At 46.5% G+C, this 21931-nt stretch carries 18 protein-coding genes; 11 read left to right on the forward strand and 7 right to left on the reverse strand.

The window, feature by feature from the left end; genetic code table 11:
• The first annotated feature begins 15 nt into the window (after positions 1 to 15).
• Together NSQ50_RS01590 and NSQ50_RS01595 are read left to right on the forward strand one after the other, a co-directional pair.
• Positions 16 to 333, forward strand: a complete 318-nt coding sequence (locus tag NSQ50_RS01590; RefSeq protein ID WP_036687337.1) for a hypothetical protein — start codon at positions 16 to 18, stop codon at positions 331 to 333.
• A 110-nt stretch (positions 334 to 443) separates the two neighbouring features.
• Positions 444 to 680, forward strand: coding sequence for a DUF6953 family protein (locus NSQ50_RS01595; RefSeq protein WP_036687339.1), 237 nt, complete (start codon positions 444 to 446; stop codon positions 678 to 680).
• 104 nt (positions 681 to 784) lie between these two features.
• On the opposite strand, the gene NSQ50_RS01600 is transcribed toward NSQ50_RS01595, so the two are convergent.
• Genes NSQ50_RS01600 through NSQ50_RS01610 form a run of 3 tightly spaced genes read right to left on the reverse strand, consistent with a single transcriptional unit; the run spans position 785 to position 4144 of the window.
• Complete coding sequence (locus NSQ50_RS01600; protein ID WP_036687341.1) at positions 785 to 1864, reverse strand: mannose-1-phosphate guanylyltransferase; 1080 nt, start codon at positions 1862 to 1864, stop codon at positions 785 to 787.
• The gene (locus NSQ50_RS01605) at positions 1857 to 2963 is read right to left on the reverse strand and encodes a glycosyl transferase (protein ID WP_051491501.1); all 1107 of its coding nucleotides are present in this window, start codon (positions 2961 to 2963) and stop codon (positions 1857 to 1859) included. The genes NSQ50_RS01600 and NSQ50_RS01605 overlap by 8 nt, the downstream gene beginning before the upstream one ends.
• Entirely contained in the window at positions 2963 to 4144 is a 1182-nt protein-coding gene (locus NSQ50_RS01610) for a glycosyltransferase family 4 protein (protein ID WP_036687342.1), read from the reverse strand. Before NSQ50_RS01610 ends, NSQ50_RS01605 begins: the two co-directional genes overlap by 1 nt.
• 216 nt (positions 4145 to 4360) lie before the next feature.
• Between NSQ50_RS01610 and NSQ50_RS01615 the strand changes: the two genes are divergently transcribed.
• The 3 genes from NSQ50_RS01615 (at position 4361) to NSQ50_RS01625 (ending at position 6239) form a co-directional block, all read left to right on the forward strand.
• Positions 4361 to 4657: a helix-turn-helix domain-containing protein gene (locus tag NSQ50_RS01615; RefSeq protein WP_051491502.1), complete on the forward strand. Its 297-nt coding sequence runs from the start codon at positions 4361 to 4363 to the stop codon at positions 4655 to 4657.
• A complete protein-coding gene (locus tag NSQ50_RS01620; protein ID WP_036687344.1) occupies positions 4623 to 5567 on the forward strand; it encodes a DUF1861 family protein in 945 nt (314 codons plus the stop codon). The genes NSQ50_RS01615 and NSQ50_RS01620 overlap by 35 nt, the downstream gene beginning before the upstream one ends.
• Positions 5568 to 5654: 87 nt before the next feature.
• Positions 5655 to 6239, forward strand: coding sequence for a 50S ribosomal protein L25 (locus NSQ50_RS01625; protein ID WP_052096720.1), 585 nt, complete (start codon positions 5655 to 5657; stop codon positions 6237 to 6239).
• A gap of 64 nt (positions 6240 to 6303) precedes the next feature.
• On the opposite strand, the gene NSQ50_RS01630 is transcribed toward NSQ50_RS01625, so the two are convergent.
• On the reverse strand, positions 6304 to 8601 hold the full coding sequence (locus NSQ50_RS01630) for a UvrD-helicase domain-containing protein (RefSeq protein WP_036687345.1): 2298 nt from the start codon (positions 8599 to 8601) through the stop codon (positions 6304 to 6306).
• 1409 nt (positions 8602 to 10010) lie between these two features.
• Between NSQ50_RS01630 and NSQ50_RS01635 the strand changes: the two genes are divergently transcribed.
• Entirely contained in the window at positions 10011 to 10847 is an 837-nt protein-coding gene (locus tag NSQ50_RS01635) for a DUF6492 family protein (protein WP_036687392.1), read from the forward strand.
• Positions 10848 to 10849: 2 nt separating this feature from the next.
• Positions 10850 to 12229 (forward strand): sugar phosphate nucleotidyltransferase, encoded by a 1380-nt coding sequence (locus NSQ50_RS01640; RefSeq protein ID WP_076147820.1) that lies wholly within the window; start codon positions 10850 to 10852, stop codon positions 12227 to 12229.
• A 478-nt stretch (positions 12230 to 12707) separates the two neighbouring features.
• Here the strand turns inward: NSQ50_RS01640 and NSQ50_RS01645 are convergent, their stop codons facing one another.
• Positions 12708 to 13580, reverse strand: a complete 873-nt coding sequence (locus NSQ50_RS01645; RefSeq protein WP_076179345.1) for a Cof-type HAD-IIB family hydrolase — start codon at positions 13578 to 13580, stop codon at positions 12708 to 12710.
• Between the two features lie 304 nt (positions 13581 to 13884).
• On the opposite strand from NSQ50_RS01645, the gene NSQ50_RS01650 reads away from it, so the two are divergent.
• On the forward strand, positions 13885 to 15126 hold the full coding sequence (locus NSQ50_RS01650) for a DUF445 domain-containing protein (protein WP_076224869.1): 1242 nt from the start codon (positions 13885 to 13887) through the stop codon (positions 15124 to 15126).
• 448 nt (positions 15127 to 15574) lie between these two features.
• Here NSQ50_RS01650 and NSQ50_RS01655 read toward each other — a convergent pair whose 3' ends face one another.
• Complete coding sequence (locus tag NSQ50_RS01655) at positions 15575 to 16714, reverse strand: glycosyltransferase family 4 protein (RefSeq protein WP_052096721.1); 1140 nt, start codon at positions 16712 to 16714, stop codon at positions 15575 to 15577.
• A 181-nt stretch (positions 16715 to 16895) separates the two neighbouring features.
• Between NSQ50_RS01655 and NSQ50_RS01660 the strand changes: the two genes are divergently transcribed.
• The gene (locus NSQ50_RS01660; RefSeq protein WP_036687402.1) at positions 16896 to 17672 is read left to right on the forward strand and encodes a YheC/YheD family protein; all 777 of its coding nucleotides are present in this window, start codon (positions 16896 to 16898) and stop codon (positions 17670 to 17672) included.
• Here NSQ50_RS01660 and NSQ50_RS01665 read toward each other — a convergent pair.
• On the reverse strand, positions 17665 to 18480 hold the full coding sequence (locus NSQ50_RS01665) for a hypothetical protein (protein ID WP_051491505.1): 816 nt from the start codon (positions 18478 to 18480) through the stop codon (positions 17665 to 17667). The two genes, NSQ50_RS01660 and NSQ50_RS01665, sit on opposite strands and share 8 nt — an antisense overlap.
• Before the next feature lie 280 nt (positions 18481 to 18760).
• On the opposite strand from NSQ50_RS01665, the gene NSQ50_RS01670 reads away from it, so the two are divergent.
• Positions 18761 to 21262 (forward strand): PAS domain-containing hybrid sensor histidine kinase/response regulator, encoded by a 2502-nt coding sequence (locus NSQ50_RS01670; protein ID WP_051491506.1) that lies wholly within the window; start codon positions 18761 to 18763, stop codon positions 21260 to 21262.
• Positions 21259 to 21882 carry a C39 family peptidase gene (locus NSQ50_RS01675; RefSeq protein ID WP_036687404.1) on the forward strand — a complete coding sequence of 208 codons (624 nt, stop codon included), beginning with the start codon at positions 21259 to 21261 and terminating at the stop codon, positions 21880 to 21882. The genes NSQ50_RS01670 and NSQ50_RS01675 overlap by 4 nt, the downstream gene beginning before the upstream one ends.
• Positions 21883 to 21931 lie beyond the last annotated feature (49 nt).

A 21931-nucleotide genomic window follows, 5' to 3' on the forward strand; every position in this document is an offset into this window, starting at 1 on the left:
TTAGGAGGTTGTCTATTGAGCGCTTCTAAAGCTATGAAATGGATTACGGGTTCCTGTGAAATTATTTTGGCAATTCCAATCCTGGGTGCTGCTATTGTTATTGGCACGGGGTATTCCGTTCTGGGGTTGATGTTTATTCTACATGTGATTACATTGATTTTATCTTCAAGAGACCGTGAGTCTATCTACGGTTCAGTACTAGGAATTATAACTTCTTTATTGGCATGGATTCCTTTTGTGGGCTGGTTCTTGCACTTAATTACTGGGATTCTGTTGATGGTGAGTGGAGGACAGAAGTCCCGTTATCCTTCGAACCATATCTATCCACAGTGATGTAAAATGACTTCAATACAGCCCAATTCGGACGTTTGTCCGGTTGGGCTGTATTCATGTTATAATGAGGGCACATTTTAGCAGTAAGCAGAGAGAGGAGGCGCATCCATATGGAAATAACCGCACAAGAAGTAGCAGAATGGATGGTGAAGGAGATTCGTTTTACGGGTACCTTGCATCAGACGGCGGCGATTGAATATGTGAAAGAGAATTTTGGAGAACAATTTGTATTTGTGAATGAGAACGGCAATGCCTCACTCTCCAAAGAAGTGAAGAAAGCTTTCCGGAAACTCCATGGCGGGAGAATTGCTTGGGATCGAGACGGGTTCTTGTGGGCTTGGACCTAAGTTTGGCGCTTACAAAACATGTACAAACTGTTCAACTTATATAATTAGATAAAAAACGGACCATGCATGTACTGCAATGGCCCGTCTTTTTGCATTCTTTTTAGTTAGATATATTCTGTCATTCCCTGTTCCTTTAGAAGCTCCACGATATCTTTGACTGACTGCGCTTTATCCTTGGGACAGATTAACAGTGCATCCCCAGTATCCGCAATGATGAACCCGTCTACACCAATGGTCGTGATAAGTCTGCCATTTCCATAAATGATTGAGTTATGGGTATCTATTCCCACATGATTTGCTTTTATAATGTTGCCTGCATCATCCGGAGGGAAGATTGAACCCAGTGCATCCCAGCTACCGATATCATTCCAGCCAAATTGTCCGGAAAGCACGACAACTTCATCAGAGCGTTCTAAAATGCCGTAATCAATCGAAATATTCTGAAGCGTTGGGTAGATGGCATTAATAACTTCCTCTTCCTGATCTGTACCCAAACAATCACTGATGGGCAGCATGGTTTTGTAGAGTCGAGGTAGATAACGTTTGAAATTATCAATAATGACAGAGGTCTGCCAAATAAAAATCCCACTATTCCATAGATAATTACCGGATGCCAGATAACTCTGTGCATTCTGAAAGTTTGGTTTCTCTACAAATTCATCTACATCATATACAGCCACTGGGCTTGTCGCAATCGGCGTCTTATCAAAGGCAATATAGCCGTAGCCAGTAGATGGGAAAGTAGGCTTGATTCCGATGGTTACTATTTTGTCTGACTCCATGGCAACAGTACAGGCTTCGTCTAGTGTAAGACGGAATTGTTCCTCATCCGTTATATAGTGATCGGAAGGAAGGACGACCATTAAAGAATTGCCATGAGACTTCTCTATAGATAATGCTGCAAAAAGAATGCTAGCGGCTGTATTTCGCGCCACAGGTTCAATTAGAATATTAGCTTTGAGAACGCTGCTGTGCATAATACTCTCCAACAATACTGCTTGGGTACGATTAGTAACGATAACTGTATTCTCCTGAGGAATAATCCCTTTGAAGCGTTCAATCGTATCGTTTAACATAATGTCGTTGCCACTAATGTTCAGCAGCTGCTTTGGGATTTCTTGTCTGGACAGGGGCCAAAACCGTGTTCCGCCCCCGCCGGCTAGGATCGTAGCATATTTATTCATGATGCATCACCAACCGGGCAATTGTGAAGGATATAATGCTCTCCGAGCCTTGATTCAGGTTGAGCCCCGCCGCATGAATACCGTCATAACAAGCACCAGTCTGCGGATCGATTAGGGGGATTCCCAAGGAATTATGCCCTAGATACCAGTTGTAGCATAATTCTGCCTGCGCAAGATAAGAGGGGTCCTCAAGAACAACAGCTGCTTCCCGGCAGGCCAGCAGCATCTCGCAGGCTTCAATGGGCTGTTCATCATAGGGTGCAGCCAGCCCATCGCGCAGCAGCCAGCCATGGCTGCCGATCGGTTTATAGTAGCCTTTGCTGGAGAAGGTGGTGGAAGCTAGGAAATCCAGGCTTTCCTTGGCGGTCTCCCGCAGGTTTTTATTCCCGGAGATCAGGTAGGCCCGAAGCAGAGCCCAGGGCAGCATGGAATTGCCATAAGTGATGCTGTCCTCGAACCAATTCCAGCCGTGCCCCTTATAGCGGGTATATTGATTATGCAGCCGAACCGCAATATTTTCGATCAGACTCTCAATGGTTGCCCTTGGCAGAAAGGCGGCTTCTTCGGTCGTGTTTTCAGTATGCGGGTATGGAAAAGCATAACCTAATGGGCCGGGTGCTTCGGTAAGATAACTTAAGCCGATGATGGCATAGGCTCCGGCCCGAGGTGAGCCCAAGGCTTCCAGATGCGGCAGTGCCTGATTGATCAAATACCGGCAGGTATTCATCAGGTTGTCAGGCAGGGAAGCTGCATGCGACAAGGCGAACCCTAGTGCCCACAAGGTACGTCCCTGGCAATCTTCAGAACCTTTATCCTCTATAAAGGAGCGGTTATAATCCATGAAATTGCGAAAATTGCCGTCCGCTGTCTGGGAATGATAGATAAAAGAGATATACGTATGAATGAGATCGAGTGCCACGGCATCCCGGGAATTCTCGTACATTAAGACCGCAGCAATCAGGGCGCGGGCATTATCATCGGTAGTGTAGCCCTTGGAACGGTCCGGAACCCCAAACTTGGTATGCTGAAAGATTCCTGTATCGTCCGTAATTCTGCGCAGATAGCCTGGTTTAGACTGTACTGTGGTGGAGGTTTCCATTAAATCACGCTCCGATCAGCTGACGCCGAGCTCTGGATATGGCTGTGGAACAAGGCGGCATAGATTTTGGCGATTTCGTTCCAGCGCATAGTGAGCCCGAGCTTCAACGTGCGGTCTTCCATTGTTTGCACCAGAGCAGGGCTGTTCAGCAAGCGCAAAATGCAGGCTTCCAAGGAAGCAGAATCATGAAAATCAGCCAGTAGACCGCGGCCTTCTGCCAGCATTTCCTGGGCGTAGCGGTAAGGGGTCGACACGATGACCCGGCCATAACCGACTCCGTAGGCCAGGGTGCCGCTGACGGCCTGATCCTTACCCAGATAAGGAGTCACATAGATATCTGACATGACCAAGGACTCTATTACTTCTTCTTGGGTCAGCAACTTATCGACGAATTGGACATTGTCCTGCAAGTCAAACATTTCTACGAGGTCCGTCAGTTTCTGGCGGTAAACTTCCCCGGATTCCAGCTTGACGACCGGATGGGTCTTGCCCCAGACAATGTAAAGTGCTTCGGGATGGCGTTTGACCACGCCGCGCATGGCTTCGATGCTGTATTCAATCCCTTTGCCGGGACTGAGGAAGCCGAAGGTGGAGAGGATCTTGCGGTCTGGATAACCGTATTGTGCTTTAAGGCTGGTGCGTGAGGCTGTGCTAACTTGAGGGACACCGTGATGGATGAATGTGATTTTGGAAACTGGGATCTCATAAATAGTAGATAAATCGGTAAGGGTTGATTCTGCCATCGTCACGACCTGCACGCTACGCTCGGCCAGACATCGGATGATCTGATGCTGCTTAGGGGAGGGCTTGGTCAACACTGTGTGAAAAACAACAACATATGGAATGTTCAAACGTTCGACAAAGGGGAGCAAGTATTCACCGCTTTCTCCGCCGTAGATGCCAAATTCATGTTGGATGACCAACAAATCGGTATCAGAATTGTTGAGGAAATCGGCCGTATCTATATAATCTGCGTAATTATGCTGGTCGATCTGCCGTATTACCTGCTGATCGTAAGCGTAGGTTTCATTGTTGTTTATGGCAATAATCCGGGGCGGGTTGAAGCCGGGAAGGTGGATAAGTTCATCTAGCAGATCCTGTGTGAACGTGGCGATACCGCACTCTCGCGGCAGACTGGTTCCCAAGAACACGATGTTGTGATTACGGACTGTATTTTTCATTCAAAGAGCCTCCCTAATGGTCTTGCGATTGGTCTGGATACAAAAAAAGAAAATAAAGAAGACTCTATTTTCTGAATAGGGAAAGGTATTTGGTTTTCTGAAATTAGAAATGTTGCAAATTATTTCCTAATCCCACTGTAACATGACCGTTTTATCTTGTCAATTCGATTGACGCCTTGGGGTTAGTGCGGATATATTATTGGAGGAGGTGTAGGAATGCCAGTCATACGCAGTAAACTGAGTGAGGTCATGGAGAGGCATGATCCGAAATTATCGATCCGCAAGCTTGCTAAAGAGATCAATTACCATTTTGATTCGGTACGCCGAATGTATAAGAATGAGATGGTGCAGTATCCAAGGGATCTGTTGCTAAAATTATGTGTATACTTTAATGTCCAGCCCGGCGAGCTGATTGCCATGGATGCGGAAGACAACGATTGGGTGATCGATCGTTCAAATGATTACGAGGAGGACGGCGATGACAAGGAACCCGGCACGGACAGCCACCTGTAAGCAGCTTCTGGATACATATCATGCCGGACGCGGTACAACTACTGTAAATAAACTGACGTTCACCGGTGTTGGGCACCGGGATGTCTATAATATAACCGCCCCGTTTATGTATAACGGGGAAGAGGTACTAATGGGAAGAGTTGAGGAACGGGACAGTGAGTTCTCTCAAGTCTTCTTTTTTACATGCCATGATGGGGTTTGGAGACCTCGTGCGCATACGCATACGTACAATTTACAGGACCCGTGCTGGACCCGGATCAGGGGGGAACTGATCGTGGGCGGGGTGGAAGTGATTGCGGCAGCGGATGATCCGCACCGGATTGTCTCCTGGGTGACCCAGTTCTACCGGGGGTATCACATCGATTCTTTGACCCACTTTTCTTCAGGTCCCGGCACGATGAAGGATATCCGGCTTATCGAGCTTGATAATGGCAGTGTAGGCGTATTTACCCGGCCACAGGGCGAGCGGGGTGGGCGAGGACAGATTGGGTTCACAGTGATTCCTTCGCTGGACGAACTAAATGAGCAGACCTTCATTGATGCCGAGGTGCTACAGGATCAATTCGTGCCCGAAGAGTGGGGTGGAGCCAATGAAGCTCATCTGTTGCGGGGTGGAATGGTGGGCGTATTGGGCCATATTGCTTGCTTCGATAGTGCCGGAAACAAACACTATTATGCCATGGCTTTTTCGCTGAATCCTGAGACTTATAAGGCAACTCCGGTCAAAATAATAGCAGTCCGCAGTGATTTTCCGGCGGGACCGGGCAAGCGCAAAGAACTGGAGGATGTCATCTTCAGTGGTGGCTTGAAACGTCTTGGAGGAGGCCGGGCGGTATTGTCTGTAGGGGTGAGTGATGCAGAAGCGTATCAGATTGAAATCGCTGACCCATTTGACGAATATGAATCCTAGCGTTCTTTCAGTTGGTTTGACTAGATTATATGGTCATGTTACACTTAGTGTGACAAGAATTTATGGTCAAAGAGAGCGGGAAACCCAATGAATAAGTTTATTCAATTCAACACACGTAAGACTGACACCAAGTCCAACATCAATCAGGCGCGTAAGCAAGGACGTATTCCGGCTGTATTATATGGTATTGGTAAAGAGACTCTGACGTTGGAAGTGAATGAAAAAGAACTTCTGGACATTCTCAAAAAGAATCCGCGCGCAATTCTGCAAGGTAAGGTATCGGAAGATCTAGAGGTTCCGGTCGTGGTTCAGAACATTCAGAAGGATACCCTGTCCGGCAAAATTCTGCATATTGATTTTCAACATGTAAATATGAAAAAGAGCATGGACAGCAAGGTGACTATTCATTTTGCAGGTGAAGCCGTAGGTATTAAAGCAGGCGGTACGCTTCAGGTTGAAATTTATGAAGTGGAAGTTCGCTGTATGCCTGAAGATCTTCCTACCTCCATGGAAGTGGATATTAGCGGATTGGATATTGGCGACCAATTGCTTGTCTCTGACCTGATCTTTAAGGACGGGATTGAAGTGTTGACCGAACCGTCAACCGTAATGATCCAGATCAAGACCGTGCATGAAGAAGAGGAAGAAGAAGCGGTAGTAACTCCAGCCTAAACCTATATTTTTATTAAAAAAGCAAGTTTCCAGGGAAGAGGAAACTTGCTTTTTTTGCGTTGAATCATACAGGAACTTCTCGTTGGTCCTTTGCCATAGGGGAACTACATAACGGGCAGGGCTTTGAGGTTAAATGATCCTCAGCTCCGCCCGCTTTCATGCGTGTCCAGCCAGGACAGGTATTGCTGGTACAATTCCATACCGGAACGACATGAGTTCTTGTCGCAGTTGTGCGACTGGTAGGTAAGGATCTTGTTGTCACTGTTCTGCTCACCGTAGTCGTTGCTGTGGAGGAAACGGCAGAGCGGAAGGCTGATAACATGAAGCGGGAGACCTCTGCTTTTTTGCCTCGATGCCTCGCAGGTGAACTGATAAATAGCTCTTCCCGGGCTCTAGTAACAGCTACGTAAGCCAGTCTTCGCTCCTCTTCCAGTGCAGCCAAGCTTGAACTACCACTATTTGCAGCGGCCAGCTTGCGGTCCTTGAGCCGGTCGCCCTCCAGTGCGGAGCTATGCGGAAGAATTCCTTCAGAGGCTCCAATCAAAAAGACCACAGGAAACTCTAAGCCCTTGGATTTGTGAATGGTCATAAGCGCGATCCGATTCCCTTGTTCTTTGGTGCTTGGCTGACGATTATGTTCATTACGTTCCGTAACATTATCTATGAAATCTAGAAAGGCAGGGATACTATCAAATCGCTCTGCAGACGATTCTAGTTCATCTAGCATTTCTTTTAACGTTTCGCGATGCAAGGTTGCTTGATGCCGCTCATTCGCTTCGATGAAATAATCATAGAATTGCGTGCGGATCTGGCGGATCGCTTGGACTGGGGTTAACTCGCGCATATTGCGAATTAGATCCAGCCGCTCTCTAAGCTTAGTGCCCTTGAAATCCTCCATGCCGGGCATGGACAACAGATGGATTAGTGGGCCTTGCTTTGGTTGTCTAGCTTCCATTTGCCGGATGTGATTCATACCCTTTTCACGGTTCATATATAGAGTAGGCAGGATGTTCTCCATAGCCGCAAAATTCCGCCGATTCACGGAGAGACGCATATGATCCACGACCGGGGAAATTAGCCAGTGTTCGTACAGTAATTGGCCTTCTCCATAATCAATATAGGGAATATCGCGTAAAAGAAGTAATTCCAGAACGGCCCGGTTGCTGCTGGACGCTCTATATAACATGGCGAAGTCGCTATATTCTCTTTTGCCGCTCGAAACCTCGTTTAAAATATGCTCAACCATCTGCTCAGCTTCCTCGTCTGCTGTCTGCGGACGCATATACCGGGGCTGACTCCCGCTGCCTTTGGCAGCTTGCAGGGTTTTGGAACGCCGGCGCGTATTGTGCCGGATAATACCGTTGCCGAGTCCGACTATAGCTGGACCAGAGCGGTAATTAATATCAAGTGTAATAACCCTTGCTCCCGGGTACAGCTTCTCGAATTCCAGAATGAATTCACTGCGTGCCCCGTTGAAGGAATAAATCGTCTGGTCATCGTCGCCAACTACCATCAGATTATGCTGCGGGTGAGCAATCATTTTGACTAACTCGTACTGCAAGGCATTGGTATCCTGAAACTCATCCACCATCACGTATAGATATCTCATCTGCAATTCCTGCAAAAGCGTTGGACGCTCCTTCAGCATCCGATAGGCGATTAAGAGGACATCATCGAAGTCGATTTTGAAATTGTCTAGTTTCCATTGTTCGTAGATTTCCAGAATGGATTTCATTTCTTTTTCAGCGGTGGTTCCTTCAGGCAAGCCTTCTACGGTACCCATGTTCATCTTGCAGGAAGAGAGCAGGGAGAGTAGCGTTTCCGGTGGATAGGCATCTTTAGGTAGCCCGAGCTCACGCATGATTTGTTTCAACAGGATGTGCTGGCGCCGCGTCTCACTGAAAATTTCTTGCTGCAATCCTTGTCTGCGCAAGAAAAATAAGAAAAAGGAATGAAAAGTACGGGCTTGCAGCCGCGCGACGTCCGCTGGGCCTACTCCCGGCAATAGGGCGATCCGTTCGCGCATTTCCGCCGCAGCTTTACTCGAAAAAGTCAGCAATAGCAGCTGACTTGGCGAGACGCCGCGCACGGACAACAAATAACCGGTTCTGCAGATCAGAACCGAGGTTTTGCCCGAGCCTGCGCCGGCCAGTGTTAGAAGCGGCCCTTTATGATGCCGTACCGCAGAAATCTGCGGACGGTTGAGCAGGATGCCGCCTTCTTCCAGCCTGCGGAAATAAGCGGAGTCCTCATCCTCCCGCTTCACCAGTTCTTGGCTTGTCTGCGCTGAGGCCACAGCCGCTTGCGGGATCCGCTCACCAGTAGCTCCCAGCGGGATAGTATGAAATAAAAGCTTATTCAATAGATTCACCTTCATTATTTCTGTATAGAGTAGTGATCTCAACAAACCTAGTTCTATGATGTTTGAGTTCATCTTAAAATGTGCCGAAAATTTAGCCAATCTACAATATACCATCCCAAGCTTTTTGCTGCACAGGAAAAGTGTTGGATATTGAGCCAGTAAAAATCTGGGGATTGGTGTGGGAGTGGGACACAACGGTGGTATAAATCCCGTAGATAGGTAGGGTTGTGGCTGCGCGGACGGAATGTACGGTATAAATCCCGCAGATTAGCTGGAATGTGGCTGCGTGGGGGAATCTACGGTATAAATCCCGCAGATTATCTGGACCGTGGCTGTGCGGGCGGAATGTACGGTATAAATCCCGTAGATTAGCTGGAATGTGGCTGCGTGGGCGAAATGTACAGTATAAATCCCGTAGATTGGGTGGAATGTGGCTGCGCGGGCGGAATGTACGGTAAAAATCCCGTAGATTAGCTGGAATGTGGCTGCGCGGACGGAATGTACGGTATAAATCCCGCAGATTAGCTGGATTGTGGCTGCGCGGGCGAAATGTACGGTATAAATCCCGCAGATTAGCTGGATTGTGGCTGCGCGGGCGAAATGTACGGTATAAATCCCGTAGATAGGTAGGATTGTGGCTGCGTGGGCGGAATGTACGGTATAAATCCCGCAGATAGGTAGGATTGTGGCTGCGTGGGCGGAATGTACGGTATAAATCCCGCAGATTAGCTGGAATGCGGCAGCGTGGGGGAATGTACGGTATAAATCCCGCAGATTAGCTGGATCGTGGCTGTGCGGGCGGAATGTACGGTATAAATCCCGCAGATTAGCTGGATCGTGGCTGCGTGGGTGAAATGTACGGTATAAATCCCGTAGATAGGCTGGAAAGTGGCTGCGCGGACGGAATGTACGGTATAAATCCCGCAGATTAGCTGGATTGTGGCTGCGCGGGCGAAATGTACGGTATAAATCCCGTAGATAGGTAGGATTGTGGCTGCGTGGGCGGAATGTACGGTATAAATCCCGTAGATAGGCTGGAATGTGGCTGCGCGGGCGAAATGTACGGTATAAATCCCGCAGATTAGCTGGATCGTGGCTGCGTGGGCGAAATGTACGGTATAAATCCCGTAGATTGGCAGGAATGTGGCAGTGTCGGCGAAATGAGAGGCAAAAATGCCCTAGAAAAGGATGAACCCGCCTCCGTAAGCGAAATGAGAGGCATATTCGCCCTACTAAAGGGCGCTGGGTGCAGGTCTGTTTCTATTTTTATAATATAAAAATTTCCGCCCCGGGCATCACAGAATTGTTCAGCGCACGTTTGCCACTCCCCTGAACAATTCTGTGATGCCCATTCCCTTTTCCTATCATGCTCATATCCTAAAGCAAAAACATGATATGGAGATGACCCTATGCCCTCGCCCAGTAAGGTCCGCATCAGACATGCCGTTACTATAGACGTACTGATTCCCGCGATTGAAAAAGATTTACAGACCCTTCCCCATGTGATTGACGCTGTTAGAAAGCATGTTAAGCATCCCATCGGCCGGATATTAATTGTTGCTCCCAAAAAGAAACGGATGATTGAGTTCTGTCGCACAAAAGGCTGTACCTTTATTGATGAGAATACGGTGCTGCCGATTACGAAAAAAGACATTCATTATCGCTCACGCACCTGGGAACGTTCCGGCTGGCTATTCCAACAGCTGCTGAAGCTGAATGGCGACAAGCTCTGCACGGCGGATTATTTTCTGGTTATTGATGCCGATACCGTTCTGATCACCCCCCACCGTTTTCGGGCGGACGGCAAGACACTCTTTTACAGCCGGAACTGGAGCCAACCACAGTATTTTGTAACCTATAGGAAACTCATGGGCCGCAAGGTGACCGCAAAATCGTCATTTGTGACCCATTATATGCTGTTTGAACGCAGTCAATTGACTCAAATGAAAAGAGAGATAGAAGCAAAACACCAAATGCCTTGGTATCGAGCTATTTTACACAGTATGAACCGTTCCAAGCAATTTGCCTTTTCCGAATTCGAAACCTATGCCAATTACCTGTATTCGAAGAATCGCGAGGGAATGAAGATTCAAAAAGCGCGTAATAAAGGTCTCCATATGAATGCAGGACAGCTATCCAAGCAGAGAGTGAATCAGCTGGCTGAGAAGTATAGATCATTGTCTTTTCATAAACGAAAGGGGTATGTGAGAACACCAGGGGCTAAATCCAGCGCAGGGGGGCGATAGGATTGCAGATCGTACTCCTTTCAGGGGGATCGGGGAAGCGGTTGTGGCCGCTATCAAATGAGATCAGGTCAAAAGCTTTTTTAAGGCTGCTTCCAACAGAAGCTGGCGGTGTGGAGTCGATGATCGAGCGGGTATGCAGAGGGCTGGAAGAAGTAGGTTTGTTGGATTCAAGCTGCATTGTGACTCATCGCAGTCAGGTGGAGATTACACGCAAATCCGTTGGTGCTCAAGTCCCTTTATTAGCGGAGCCGCAGAAACGGGGGACTTTTACTGCAGTAGCTCTGGCGGCGAGTTATCTGCATTCTGTGAAGGGGATGGACTCAAAAGAGATCGTAGTGGTCATTCCGGTGGATTCGTATGTGGAGACTTCTTTTTTTAAACAGCTTCATAAATTTCCAAGGGTGCTTGCCGAATCACACGCGGACATTGCCTTAATTGGTGTTTTACCTGAATTTCCTTCTACACAGTTCGGTTATATTCTGCCGGGTGAAGGGTCTGGGGTAGGGGGGACGTCTTTTTTAAATGTTAAACAGTTTGCAGAGAAACCGAACGAATCGACAGCCGCCGAGTTCATTTCTCAGGGAGGACTGTGGAATTGCGGCGTGTTTTCCTGCTCATTAGGGTACTTGCTCTCAAGTATGGTGGAACGGGATCTTCCCGTAGATTACATGGAATTTATGGAGCATTATGATCAATTGCCAGAACGAAGCTTTGACTATGAGGTGCTAGAACACACGCGGCGAGCGGTAGTCATCCCCTATATTGGGGTGTGGGCGGATATTGGCAGCTGGGATGCACTTGTTCCCCATTTGCAAGGAAGAGTAATTGGCAGTGGGAGTATTTCTGAGGATTCAAAAGGTACCCATTTGATCAACGAACTCACTTGTCCTGTGCATATCATTGGCGCTCCTGGTTTAATCGTGGCGTCGGGGCCAGATGGCATTTTGGTTGCTGGGATAGAGCAGGCAAAACGAATTAAGCAGAAGCTGGAGGGCCATGCAGCGAAGCCGATGATTGAAGAAAAACGCTGGGGCACCTCACGCATTTTGGACTTCTCTCGCACGGCAGCCGGTATTGAGGTTACGACCTCAAAAATAACCATTTTGGCAGGTGAGCACACCAGCTACCATTTTCATCGGCATACTAAAGAAGTTTGGTCTTTTCTTTCTGGGAATGGAGAATACCGGATGAATGGCCATCTTCATGCGGTTGCCGCCGGGGACACGGTCACGATTCCTGCTGGTACGAAGCATGGGCTGCGGGCCATTACAGCGCTCGAATTGATTATCATTGAACTGTTGGAATTTCCTGAGGTGGATGACTACGTACGAGTGTCTGCCGAATGGGAGGGGGAGGACAGCTTCCTTGATGATTTGGGATAAATGGAAAGGTAGTTCGCTTTAACCCGGAGGCTGCTATAGATATGGATAGATTGCGTGGCTGAAGTGAAATAGATGTATTCAGTGCAACTATTTCGTGGAGTAGCGAATGTCTTGCGATTTAGATGTAGTTTGTACAGTTAAAAATCGCGAATTTTTGCGTTCTGAATAGATTTGCTGAATATAAGTGTACAGAGTGCAATTAAATCCGAATTAGCGCCTAAAAGAGGGCATTTAACTGTACGAAGTACAACTAATTCTTGAGAGGGACGGGGATGCTATAGGCGTGCCACAGTAAGCTACAGGAAAGCGTTAAGTAAGCTATAGGTAAGCCACAAGTAAGCTATAGGCGTGCCACAACCTAAACCTAAACCTAAAGTGTAAATGAGAGACCCCTGCCTAACAAAAATAAACCCACAAATAGCACCGTGAGCAGAACTGCCCAGGGTGCTATTTGTGCATCCACTGCTTTATACAGGAATTACTCTTTAGAATTTCTATTCAAAAGATGCTCAATTCCTGCCGCGACTCCGTCTTCGTCATTACTGGTGGTAATGAATTCCGCCATTTCCTTAAGGATTGGCGCAGCGTTAGCCATAGCAATCCGGTAGCCGGCCTTCTCGAACATCGGCTGATCGTTATAACTGTCGCCCATGACAGCTACATCCGCTAGCGAGATACCATAATGGTCAGCAAGCATGGTTACACCGGAGCCTTTGTTGGCCTCTTCATGGTTAATCTCGATATTATTCACATGGGAGGCGGTGATAATTAAGCCCGGAATAGCCGCGAAGCGGGTGGAGGCTTCCTTGAGCAGCTCTCGGTTTAGAGAAAAAGCCAATGTTTTATAAATAACATTTTCCTCCTTGCTCCACACCTCTTCCATACTCTCCACATAGGTTACCGCTGCTTGTTGAAACTGTTGATCGATCATTGCTTTTAGCAGCCAGCTGACTTCTTCAGGAACTTCATCATCGCTTAGTGCAGATAATTTCTCTAACCGTACACGTTTGTTCAGCTCTACATAAACGTTATCCTCAGTGTATACCTCGTAATACAAGTCCGGAATTTCGTTCATCCAGCGCAGAGCGGGAATGATGTCCGCTTTATTCAGCGGCGTGCTTGCCGCGAGGGTGCGATCAGATAATGTGACGACTGCGCCATTTAGACTGACTACAGGACATTCCAGATCCGCCAGCCGAAGCTGACGTTCTGCATCCATAAAGGAGCGCCCTGTAGCAATGATAACAATGTGACCTAGTTTCTGAGCTTTTATAATAGCTTCGCGGTTTTTTGGACTGATGTTTCCTTCTTCGTTCAGTAATGTTCCATCCATATCTAAAGCAATCAGCATATTGTATGAGCTCCTTTTCCAGGTGAAGTAGTACTTTTTAAGGGGATTTGAAACGTTACTTGTATCTTATCATTAATATTCTGAAAACCAAAAACCATTTTCATGCAAATGCACAATAATGAACGTCTAACAAGAGATAAGAGTTTTTACAGTATATTTTTAGAAAATAGTTCAGTCGTGGTACAATAGTTGTCAAACTAACCGACTAGCCGAATCTATCGTCAGCTTATGTTCGAGGAACGTGACCGACGGTATTTTTCCTGCGTAAGGACATCGGCAGCTGCTTATGTAAAGGGGACTATTTATGAGATCCAAAAACTTAGCCACCATGTCACTCGCCTTTATGGCATGTGGGTTTCTGATTACACTGTTTCTACCTGAAAACCTAGCCGTGATTCTACTGAGAGGTGGTTTCGAGGCCGGTTTGGTGGGGGGGATTGCCGACTGGTTCGCGGTAACGGCGCTGTTCCGCCATCCGATGGGATTACGTATTCCACATACCTCACTACTGCTCAAGAATCGCGATAAGATCATCCAATCACTAATCACCGCGATGGAGACTGAGCTTCTTAACAAGGAAAGCATTGAGAACAAGCTGCGTAAGTTTGGCTTTATATCAATGGGCTCCAAGCTGCTGACAAAGTTTTTTAGTAAAAAGAAGGCAAGAGTACAAATATTGGAGCAGCTTGGCGAATTCGTGTCTCGTCTTCCGGTAGAGAAGGCAGTACCGTTTCTGCAAAAGGCAGCCTCCGAATATGTTCGTGAAGCTGAGCTTGGCGCTGCGGCCGATAAAATAGTTACTAAATTAATGAATGACGGTAAAGATGTAGCTGCTCTGGACTATGCGCTGGAAGGGGTATCTAATTGGAGCGGACGTCCTGAAACGAAAGCTATGCTGGGCAAGATCGCCAGCGAGAAATTGGCTGAAGTGAAGCTTGGCGGACTTAAAGGTATGGCTTTTCAGGCTTTTGTCGGGTTTATGGATGCAGATATGCTTGGTGAAATGCTGCAAGGTATGTTGCAGTCCGGTATCCGCGATTTTCGGGAAGAGGATAGCCCATACCGTGAAGAGGTTATCCGTGAGATTCGAGTGGCCCTGTTCCAGATTGTTAATGATGAGGCTAGACTGGCTTCATTAAAAGAATGGGCACTAAATGAGCTTGAAGGCGAAGCGGCGACCGTATTTCTGCATACGCAATTGGAGAACATTCGCAGCAAAGCAATTTCCCTACTGGAAGAAGATCGGGCGTCTGGCGGACGCAAGCTGTTCACGTTATATACCCTGCTTGTACGTCGTATTGGCAAGGAACAAGAATGGATCAGCAGCTGGGAAGAGCGGATTCGCGCTTCGCTAATTGCTTTTGTAGAGGCTAACCACTACAGAATAGGTCTTTTGGTAAAAGAGAATCTGGACAGCATGGATGACGCTAGTCTAGTGAATATGCTGGAAGATAAAGTGGGTAAAGATCTGCAATGGATTCGTGTGAACGGGGCTTTATGCGGGTTTGTCGTAGGGCTTGTGCTTACAGTTATTCAATTGATTTGAATTGAAGGAAATTACCTATTTAATGTAAAATTGACAAAAAAAGCAGAGCAGCGATTCTCCCGTGTTGGAGGATCGCTGCTTTTTGTTGTTGCTTATGGCCTGTCTGCATCGTGGAGTAATAATCCTTCTCTGAGGCTTACGGACCCATATGACGTTATTTGTTAGTTTTTGGCCTTTGGAACATGTTTACGGACTCCACCGACGTTATTCCTATGGATGCGTTCATATTGGGCATTTTTCATGCCAATAGTGGTTATAGGGTCCTTTAGCATTGCAAATGTGGGATAAAGCTGCGTTTGGGGTCAGCTGTGTCCGATAGCTACCTTTTATACGCATATATGACCTAATTCAATCGGAGATTGGTGTTTGTTTAGCTCAAGCAAACACCAAAAAGAAGGGAACCCAGCAGCCAGTTGATGGCTTATGGGGACCCCTACTTTTGGTGAGTCTACAATTGCATTCCACCTGCAAGAGTTCTGTACCCCTGCTGTGGTGATGTAGAAGCTTGGTACAGCTGTTCTAAATGGTTCGCTGTACGCAACCAATTGAAGGCTTCAAGCGCATCTGTTCTCCCTTGTGATCCGATGGTAACTGCCAATTGTGGATTGCGGGCTATCCGCAGCAAATGTCGGGCAAAGGGTAAAGCCTCGCGATATCGTTCTACCAGATAACCGTTATGGCCAGAGGCGACAATCTCTCGGATTCCCCCATTATTAGAAGCGATAACAGGTAGACCGGAGGCCATAGCTTCTACATTAACAAGCCCGAAGGATTCATGATTCTGGGAAGGGCATACAAAGCAGTCTGCTGCCTGATAAAGGGTGTGAATATTCTCATGAGCTACATTTCCTAGAAAAGTAACTGACACTCTCAGCCGCCGTGCAAGTAGCTTTAACTGCCGTATGTACGACGGTTTGCCCTTGCCTGCGATGACGAGATGAGCGGGGAGGTGTTTGTTTAAATGCGACATAGCACGTATTAATATAGGCACTCCTTTGCGGGGTATAACCCGACCAACGAACAAAACGGTAAAGGTCTGCGGAAGTCTGTAAAAACTACGAAGCTGTTGTTTTTCAGATGTCTGCACAGGGGTAAACCGATCAAGATCGGCTCCCAATAAGACAATGTGAATCCCTGTGGTCAGTTGAGGGAAGCGGCGATCCAATCTTCGCTGTAAGGAGTGGCTGTTGGCAATGATCAGATCTGCTTTTGCCAAGGCATTTGCCACTTTATCTGTACCCGGTGTGAAGGTAAGAGAGTGCAGGAACAGAAATACCGGGATATGAGGAAGCTGTTTCTTTACAGCAGACATAAGATGGGGGCGATTATCAACCTGAATGATATCAAAGGATTCTTTCTGAATGTATTCTAATACCGAAGTAAGATAATGGGCTGGGGTGCTTGCGGGCAACCGGATAATTCTGACCTGCTCCAATATAGTGGCAGCAGGTAGTCCAGGTAACTTCCGACTTACAATGGTTACCTTATGTCTCTCCGCGAGCCTTCTGGCAATGGCCCAAATGCAGATTTCTACTGAACCGTCTCCCGGAACTGGGAACTGCTCCGGTGCAATGATACAAATGTGCATGGTTCACGCCTCCTTTTATCCGCTAATGGATATCCTCTTCCACCATATGCAACACAGTAAACAGTAGATACATCCGAAAGCGGAGAGGGCGTTTCACTCATGCCATTTGTACAGTTGCAGCATAAAATACTAAGGCTTACTAAGGCCGTGATTATTTTCTGAGGGACAGGGGAGAGGACAGTTGGGAAAGAAGTTAAAGTCTGCATTGACCAGCAAATGGATTAAAACCAAGGTGCTCATGCGAAGCACTGAAATTTCACCGTTGATTCCCGAAACAGTAAAATTCAGTAAAGTCAATCTGAAAGCTATGCTGCTGAAATATGGAATGGTTTATGTCAAACCAGAATACGGTACCTATGGCAATGGTGTGATGAAGGTTGAACAGAGTAGAGAGACTTATGGAACAGAATACAAGTACCAAAGTGGAACAAGACTTAAGACTTTTAGAACCTTCGACGCCTTCCATTTATCCTTAAAGAAAGCGACGCGTGGACGTAGTTACCTGATCCAGAGAGGAATAGTATTGCTAAAGCACGGGAAACACCGCTTTGATATCCGTGTGATGGTCCAGCTCAGCCCGCAGGGCAAATGGGAAACTACCGGTCTGATTGGTCGGGTAGCTGAGAAAGGTAAGATTGTTACCAACTATCATAGCGGCGGCAAACTAACTGCTATGGAAAAGCTTCTGTCTCCTTATCTGAACGAAGCTCAGCAAGCGCAAATGCTTAGGATACTGAGAAAGCTAGGAGAAGATACCGGACGTTTCTACCATAAGAAATATCCTGGGTTTAGACAGATTGGTGTCGATGTAGGATTGGATAGATCCATGACGCCTTGGATTATTGAAGTGAATACTAGTCCGGACCCATATATTTTTAAACATCTTTCTGATAAAAGCATGTACCGCAAAGTAATGGCTTACCGCAGAGCGAATGAGAAGAAAAAAAATACTAAATGATCTGTTTCCTCGTATTAGCAATGACAACAGAAATCTTTTGTTCTAATTCTATGATTTTTTGCTTGTGCGTTGCGATTTGGCGGTAACCCGAGACGAGTGAGGACAGAGACTGAGTGGTTAATGTAAGGTTTTGCTTGCGAATTGCTGCTTTGAAGTCACTCCAATCTGCGGAAATCCGTTTATTCAATGAGGTGACTACGCTTTTGTTAGATTTAATTGAGACTTGTGGGCTATCAATGCCAGACAAGGTTTTGCGGGCATAGGTTATCTTTCGGGTACGTGTCTGTTTGGCTGCATTCAACTGATTCTGTTTGTCGCTAATCTCTTTGCGAGCCAACTGAACCAGGACCTTCATAGCATCGCCTTGGGCTTGTAGTACGGTATTCAAAGTCTTATTTTTAAGACCCTTGGCGATCTTGATACGTTTATGAAGCGCATTGTATTGGTCGAATAAGGGCTGATAGTGCTGTTTACAGCTCTTAACGGTGACCTCCAGCTGAGCTACGGCTTCTAAATCAATCTCTTTAATTTGCTTACGTACCGCAATCAGTGTTTGCTCATTGTTATAGTGAAGGGTTCGGATCTGCTCCTCACGGTTATTGTATTGCATCTTTAAAGTAGATAATTCATTGTACAGATTAGTCATCTTCATCCTTGCAGGAGCCTCGGCAGTGGCAGCTGTTAGATCAAAAGCCGCTTGAATAGAAGGTGTTAATTCAGTCGTTGCTGCAGCAAAAGCTCCTGTTGATGTGCTTAACGATAGCAGGATCACCAGTAGTAGTAAGGGGAATGACTTTAGTGCGTTCATTGATTCGCTCCTCCTTTTGTCCGTATTCCTGAAGACAACAAAAAAGCACCCGTAGCAAAGGCAAAAGCCTTTATTACGGGTGCTTCCATCGTAATAGGTCACGAACGATATATTTATTGTTAAATATAAGTTGTTTATTTGCTTGCGTCAATAATTTAAATTTAAATATTTCCAATTTAAAATAATGCGCTAGACATTTCTTTCCCCAGTTCTCTTATCGTATACTGACATAAGAAGGTATGAGAGCTTTAGCGCTAGCAACAAAGGAGGTCTGGCTTAAATGGGCAGCTCGGTAGAATTTAACGCAATTCTGGATCATGCATTTATGAGGTCTCCAGAAGGAATGGCCGTACTGTTTTCGAATAACGGCAATTTCAACTGGATAAAAGTCAATCCGGCTTTTTGCAATCTACTTGGCTTTACGGAAGCCGAGTTTCTTGCCGGGGCTCTTTTTACAGAATCGGAAAATAGAGAGGCACATTCAAAAGAGCTCTCCTATAGAGTGGTAATGGATGAGCTTCAGAAATCGCCAGCGGGCAGCTGGAAGAAGGAGCATTGTTTTTTAAACAAAGAAGGTCAACCCGTCTGCCTGTCTCTCATGTTCTCTGGGTTAGGAGCAGAAGAAGGACAAGCGCCTTCGTATATTATAGTATATGCCGAGGATATTACGGAACTAAAGATCGCAGCTCAGGAAACGGTGGATCATCTGGATCAGCAGCAGCAAATGGAAGAACAAATTCGTCAAAGTGAACGCAATTATAGATTAATGTCCGAGAATTCACTGGATTTAATCTCGCGTCATGCGGTCAAAGACAGTATTTTCTTATATTGTTCTTCGGCTAGTCGTACCCTGCTTGGTTATGAACCTGAAGAGATGGTTGGGACAAGCGCCTATAATTATCTCCATCCGGATGATCTAGTTATGATGCAAGGTTTAATGGAGCAGAGCCGCAGCTCTGGCGTTATTCCGGCTGTAGCTTACCGCTACCGCCATAAGAATGGCACCTATGTCTGGTTCGAGTCGAGCAGTCGTTATACCTATGATGATGAGGGGAATGTCATGGAGATTATAGCGATTGGACGTGAAATTACGGAGCGCAAGCAGTTCGAGTTCAAGCTTAAGGAGAGCGAGCAACGGTATAAATCTTTGTTCGAATATAATCCATCTGCCGTGTACTCTATGAATTTGCATGGAGATTATTTGACCGCCAATGCGAATTTGGAGAAGTTGACCGGGTATTCGCTGGATGAACTGATCGGAATGTACTTTGGCCCCATTGTCCATGAGAAGGACATAGAGAAGACGTTGTATCATTTTAACTTAGCCGCCCAGGGTTATCCTCAAAGCTATGATCTAACGCTTATTCATAAAGACGGACACTTTGTAGAGATTAATACTACCAATATTCCGATTATTGTAGATGATCAAGTAGTAGGTGTGTATGGGATTTCCCGTGATATTACAGAGCGCATCCGTTATACAGAACAAATTGAGAAGCTTAGCAATGAGTACACTCTTATTTTAAATGCAGTTTCGGAAGGCATCTTTGGACTCGACATGGAGGAGAAGGTGACGTTCATTAACCCTGCAGGTTTGCAAATGCTGGACTATGAACATGATGAAATTATGGGCCATCCTTATTTGGATCAAATTCAGCAGATAGCACTCGATGGGAGCCATTATCGGCCGCAGGAATCTCCACTAATGAAGGCTATTAAGTCAGGTGTATCTTATCAGAGTAATGATGCGGTCTTGTGGCGTAAGGACGGTTCTAGCTTTCTTGCGGAATATCAGGTAACCCCTCTGTTTGATAAGGGGGAGCCGAAGGGTGTTGTTGTAGTGTTCCGGGACATCACGGATGAGAAGGAAATCATTCGGGCGAAGGAATCTGCGGAAAAAGCAGACCAGGCTAAGTCTGAGTTCTTAGCTATTATGAGCCATGAAATCCGTACTCCGATGAACGGAATTGTAGGGATGACGGATCTCCTGGCGGAGACGGAGCTTGATGAAGAACAGCTTGGATATACTGACATTATTAAGGAGAGCAGCAGCTCGCTCCTATCTATTTTGAATGAAATACTGGATTACAGCAAAATTGAAGCCGGAAAAATGATGATTGTAAATGAGCCCGTGCAGCTTCAAGCCGTATTGGACAGCGTAATCGATCTATTTACAGCGAAGGCTTTGGAGAAAAATATTCAGTTATCATGCAGCATGGCACCTGGAGTGCCGCCACTGATTATGGGCGATGCCGGGCGGTTGCGTCAGGTATTGGTCAATCTGGTCAGCAATGCAATCAAGTTTACAGATCGGGGCAGTATCAGTATTTACGTAGAGCAGAAGCTGTCCGCAGATCAAAAGAAATTAACTTTGAAATTTAATGTTAGGGATACGGGAATCGGCATTCCTCTAGAGAAGCAGCATCGGCTGTTTCAGTCTTTTTATCAGCTGCATTCCTCGTTTAACCGCAAATATGGCGGGACCGGATTGGGGCTGGCGATTTGTAAAAAGCTCGTTGAGCTGATGGGCGGAGCCATCGCTGTAGAGAGCAGTGAAGGAGAGGGCTCTAATTTCTATTTCACGCTGCAGATCAATCCTGATAGTAAAGCTGAGATAGATGTGGAAGATACAGTGCAGACAGAAGAACGGGAGACAACAATGGAAGGGGCAACAGCTGTAGAAGGAGAATTGGATGCCGGTACAAATGTGATTTTACTTCCGGAGGCGACTCCACATATTACTCCTAAGTCTAGCCCTTTAAGAGGGGATCTATCTGAATGAAGCATAGACAGCCTCGGATTAGCAACAAACTGCCTGCGGAGCCATATACACAGTGGGAGGTTGGGGTCGAATCCCCGTCCTCTGCGTGTGGCCCAGCTACGATGGCAGCGTTAACGGAGTATTGGAACACCCATTTCGGAGCGGACTTTATTCGGGGGAAAGGTCATTTTCCTTCCAAAGCCGCTCATATTAATTACATATACAGCCATCACGGCGGAAGACCTTGGGGGATGAGTGTGCGCTGTTTTACCAAAGAACTGAAGAACTATATCCATTCATCGACTTTACCTAAGGATCAGCAAAAGTTACTCATTACTACGTTTAATGATTTTGAAGTATATAAAACAGAAATTGATGCCGGCCGGCCTGTGGCTGTTAAATTTGATAAGTGGTTTCGTCTGCGGTGGAGAGGCAAGTTTACTTACGATTACCATTGGGTACTAGGTATAGGATATGAGGTATTTGATGACGGAGAGCGTCCTACCCTGATTGTTCACGATAATGGTGTGCGGTACAAGGATGGTAGAGTTACTCTAGGTAAAGAACGGCGTATTCCGTATTTTGCAAATAAAGACATTATTACGATGGTCGGGTTAGATATTGCAGATGCATCGAGGTAGAGGGGTTGTCCTGACAAAATAGCTTGAAAAATTTGAGTCCAAACGTTTG

Origin of the sequence: Paenibacillus sp. FSL R10-2788 (assembly GCF_038003885.1) — a bacterium.
GTDB lineage: Bacteria > Bacillota > Bacilli > Paenibacillales > Paenibacillaceae > Paenibacillus_AQ > Paenibacillus_AQ odorifer.

What these genes read in the sequence shown, in the direction of transcription:
- NSQ50_RS01600 (WP_036687341.1), bottom strand. Translation starts at nt 1,864, where the DNA reads ATGAATAAATATGCTACGATCCTAGCCGGCGGGGGCGGAACACGGTTT.
- NSQ50_RS01655 (WP_052096721.1), bottom strand. Translation starts at nt 16,714, where the DNA reads ATGCACATTTGTATCATTGCACCGGAGCAGTTCCCAGTTCCGGGAGAC.
- NSQ50_RS01595 (WP_036687339.1), top strand. Translation starts at nt 444, where the DNA reads ATGGAAATAACCGCACAAGAAGTAGCAGAATGGATGGTGAAGGAGATT.
- NSQ50_RS01650 (WP_076224869.1), top strand. Translation starts at nt 13,885, where the DNA reads ATGAGATCCAAAAACTTAGCCACCATGTCACTCGCCTTTATGGCATGT.
- NSQ50_RS01610 (WP_036687342.1), bottom strand. Translation starts at nt 4,144, where the DNA reads ATGAAAAATACAGTCCGTAATCACAACATCGTGTTCTTGGGAACCAGT.
- NSQ50_RS01615 (WP_051491502.1), top strand. Translation starts at nt 4,361, where the DNA reads ATGCCAGTCATACGCAGTAAACTGAGTGAGGTCATGGAGAGGCATGAT.
- NSQ50_RS01605 (WP_051491501.1), bottom strand. Translation starts at nt 2,963, where the DNA reads ATGGAAACCTCCACCACAGTACAGTCTAAACCAGGCTATCTGCGCAGA.
- NSQ50_RS01625 (WP_052096720.1), top strand. Translation starts at nt 5,655, where the DNA reads ATGAATAAGTTTATTCAATTCAACACACGTAAGACTGACACCAAGTCC.
- NSQ50_RS01620 (WP_036687344.1), top strand. Translation starts at nt 4,623, where the DNA reads ATGACAAGGAACCCGGCACGGACAGCCACCTGTAAGCAGCTTCTGGAT.
- NSQ50_RS01670 (WP_051491506.1), top strand. Translation starts at nt 18,761, where the DNA reads ATGGGCAGCTCGGTAGAATTTAACGCAATTCTGGATCATGCATTTATG.
- NSQ50_RS01635 (WP_036687392.1), top strand. Translation starts at nt 10,011, where the DNA reads ATGCCCTCGCCCAGTAAGGTCCGCATCAGACATGCCGTTACTATAGAC.
- NSQ50_RS01675 (WP_036687404.1), top strand. Translation starts at nt 21,259, where the DNA reads ATGAAGCATAGACAGCCTCGGATTAGCAACAAACTGCCTGCGGAGCCA.
- NSQ50_RS01645 (WP_076179345.1), bottom strand. Translation starts at nt 13,580, where the DNA reads ATGCTGATTGCTTTAGATATGGATGGAACATTACTGAACGAAGAAGGA.
- NSQ50_RS01665 (WP_051491505.1), bottom strand. Translation starts at nt 18,480, where the DNA reads ATGAACGCACTAAAGTCATTCCCCTTACTACTACTGGTGATCCTGCTA.